This window comes from Leisingera sp. F5, from assembly GCF_001593695.1.
In genome coordinates, this window is the sequence record NZ_LUKH01000242.1 from 1 (window position 1) to 3,437 (window position 3,437).

2 protein-coding genes and 1 pseudogene are annotated in these 3,437 nt (G+C 62.1%); all 3 read right to left on the reverse strand.

Features of this window, described 5'->3' with window-relative positions; all coding sequences use genetic code 11:
- Positions 1-863, reverse strand: a pseudogene (locus tag A2I95_RS28135) (transposase); the annotation flags it as partial.
- 179 nt (positions 864-1,042) lie between these two features.
- On the reverse strand, positions 1,043-2,101 hold the full coding sequence (locus A2I95_RS28140) for a glycosyltransferase family 4 protein (RefSeq protein WP_291735223.1): 1,059 nt from the start codon (positions 2,099-2,101) through the stop codon (positions 1,043-1,045).
- Entirely contained in the window at positions 2,088-3,410 is a 1,323-nt protein-coding gene (locus tag A2I95_RS28145) for a 3-deoxy-D-manno-octulosonic acid transferase (protein WP_291735225.1), read from the reverse strand. The genes A2I95_RS28140 and A2I95_RS28145 overlap by 14 nt, the downstream gene beginning before the upstream one ends.
- Positions 3,411-3,437 lie beyond the last annotated feature (27 nt).

Genomic DNA, 3,437 nt, shown 5'->3' on the forward strand with positions numbered 1-3,437 from the left:
TTTTCCGCCTGAGCGTAAGCCAGACGAGATTATCCGAGGAGCCGTAAGCAGTATCTGCGGCGATCCAATCTGGCCTCAGACCAAACCGTTCCTCGGTCCGGTCGATCATCTTGCGCATAGCCCCAACCTCGGCAGTCTTGTTTGATCGACTGGCATCCACATCCACGATGATACCGTGATCGGTATCGATCAGGTAATTGTCTGAGTAAGCAAAGAAAGCTGGGCCCTTGCGTGCGGCGGTCCATTGACTGGCTGGATCGGCATGGGCGGTGAATTTGGGCCTAGCCGCCGTGGCAGCGCCAAAAACCTCGTCATCCAAGGTGTCGAGATACTCACGCACTGCGCGCGGCGCATCATGGGGATCAACATCGCGAGCCGCCCAATCATCGGGATTGCTGGAGTTCTGTTTCTGTACGTCAGCGCTGATCAGGCTGGCATCGACGGCGAAGCCCTGACCACCAGCAGGCCCTTCCTCCATGCAGCGTGCCACGGTTGCCTCGAAGACATGACGCAGCAGATCGCTCTCTCGGAAGCGACCATGGCGGTTCTTCGAAAAGGTGGAGTGATGGGGATGCGATCATTCAGGCCGAGGCGGCAAAACCACCGATAGGCGAGATTCAGATGGACCTCCTCGCAGAGCCGTCGCTCAGAGCGGATGCCAAAACAATATCCCACCAACAGCATTCGGATAAGCAGCTCAGGGTCTATGGATGGGTGACCCGTATGGCCGCAACATGAGCCCGGATGCTGCCCAGATCAACAAACCGATCAATCGACCGTAGCAGATGATCTTGCGGGACATGGTTCTCCAGCGAGAACTCGTAGAACAGCGCCGCCTGCGCTTCCTGCTTCGGTCCCATCATCGCCAAACCTCCCGCTCACTAACGGAATTGAATCAGCGATGCCCCCTGCAATCAAGGAAGAGTTTTTCAACAAAATCGGCTCCTTTGCGGCTTTCGCCGCATGAACGGGGGATTAGCTATCGTTGCGACAGCGAATTGAGTGAGCTCAGATGGTAGATACTTTGGGTTAAAGGAAGAAGCTAATGCTCCAGCATCTCGCGGTAGATCGCGACCAGAGTACCGGCCTCCTTTTCCAGCGCGAAATTGGTAATTGCGTGCTTGCGTGCTGCCTCTGACCAGGCGTCCAGCCGCCCTTCGGTGGATAACACCTCATTGATCGCCTCCACCATCTGCCGGGTCCCGCCTGCGTCGATCAGAAGGCCGGTTTCACCCGGTGCGATCAGCTCTTCAAAGGCGCCAACGCGGGTGGCAACTGCAGGCACCCCGCAAGACATGGCTTCCAAAGGGGTCAGGCCAAACCCCTCCCAGCGTTGCGGTGCCACATAGAGATCCAGCGCCTGATACCAGCGGGAAACCTCCCAGACCGGCACCTCAGGCGGGAACAGCAGGCGGCCGGACAGGCCTGCGGCCTCCACCTTGGCACGCAGCTCTTTCTCAAACGCCACATGCTTTTCGGTGGCGCGGCCCATGACCAGGCCTACCGCATGGGGATGCGCTTTCAGCACCTCCAGCATGGCATCGACAAAGACGTCCGTGCCTTTCTGCGCCCGGATGCGGCCGTAGCAACCGATCAGGATTGCATCCTGAGGCAGGCCCAGTTCACGCCGCAACGCGGCTTTGTCAGCGGGCGGGGAAAATTCTTCGGTATTGATCCCGTGATGCACCACCTGCACCGGGTTCTCCAGATAGGCGGCACCTTTGGCCGAGGTTGCAATCACCCGGTCCATGTTGGAAATCAGCCACTTGGTGTAACCGGAGTGATGACGCTGGGAAGCGGAGGTGAACAACAGTTTCAGCCGCTTGCCCAGCAGGTATTTCAACGCCAGCCCGCCGAGCATTTCGACATTGCGCCGGGCGTGCCAGACGCGGGCGCCGGCGGGGCCGTTGCGTTTCATGAACAAGAGCTGCAGCACCGACAGATGCGGCATGCCGCCGGGCAGGCCGCTGCCGGCGGTGGCAATGGCGATTTGCTGGCGCTGCAGCGGCACCAGCCGCACGATGGTAGAGGTGACGCCGGACAGGCGGCGCTTGAAATTCGGCGCGATGACTTCGACCGTATTGGCGTCAGTTTTTGCCATCATGGCCTCCATCGCGGGGCAGAACCGCCAGCAGGGCGTCCACCGTCCTGTCCAATTGATCCGACTGGCGGGAGATAAATTGCCGGGCGGCATCACAGGCAGCCTGGAAGGCCTGCGGCTGTTCCAGCCAGGTGGCAACCTGATCGGTCAACTCTGCCGCGGACCGCACCTCAGCCGCGGCGCCAAGCGCGGTCAGTTCGGCATAGGTTTCGGCAAAATTGTAATGTCCGGTGCCGGTGATCACAGTGGCGCCCGCCTGCATTGGCTCAAACGGGTTGTGGCCGCCGATTTCGCGCAGGGAGCCGCCCAGGAAAACCAGCGGGCTGAGGGCATACCAGGTGCCAACCTCGCCCAGAGTGTCAGCCAGATAGACCTGGGTGGCAGTCCCGGGCATGACGCCCTTGCTGCGCCGTGCGCAGGACAGGCCTGCGCCCTTCACCAGAGCTTCTGCCGCATCGCCGCGCTCGGGGTGGCGGGGAGCAAGCAGCAGGCAGAGGTCCGGGTGCTTCTTCAGCAGCGCCTTATGTGCCTCCAGCACGGTCTCTTCCTCGCCCTCGTGGGTCGAGGACGCGATCCAGACCGGGCGTTCACCGATGTTTCTACGCAGCTTTTCAAGGCTGTCCTGGTCGACCGGCAGCGGCGCTGAGACGGCCTTGAGGTTGCTGCCCGGGCGGACGCGCTTGGGGTTGGCGCCCATCGCCTGCAGGTTCGATGCGGTCTTTGCATTTTGCGTCACCAGCAGGTCGAATTGCCCCAGGATGTAGCGCGCCGTTTCCGGGCGTTTCTTCCAGCCTTCCACAGACCGGTCCGACAGCCGCGCATTCAGCAGCACCAACGGGCAGCCGCCCTTGCGCGCCCGCACCAGCATTTGCGGCCACAGTTCGCTTTCGACAAACACCCCCAGATCGGGGCGCCAGTGCGCCAGAAACCGGTCCACCGCCGAGGCTGTGTCCAGCGGCGGGAACTGATGGCGGCAGCGCGGCGGCATCCGTTTGGCAATCAGCTCGGCAGACGTTGGCGTGCCGGAAGTGATCAGAAATTCCGCGTCCGGCGCCTGTTCTCCCATCCGCTTGATGAGCGTGAGCACCGACAGGCTCTCGCCGACCGAGGCGGCGTGGAACCAGATCAGCCGCCCGGCGGGACGGGGCAGGGAGGCGTGGCCAAGGCGTTCGCGCACGCGCGCCTCCGGCAGGCCGTAATCACGCAGCTTGCCTGCCACCTTGCGCCAGGCAAAGGGTGCTATCAGCGCGCTGGCACCGCAATAAAGGGAGTAAAGCAGCGTTGGCCGCGCGGGCGAGTCACTGGACATGATCAGCCGCCGGTGTGGCTCATGTGG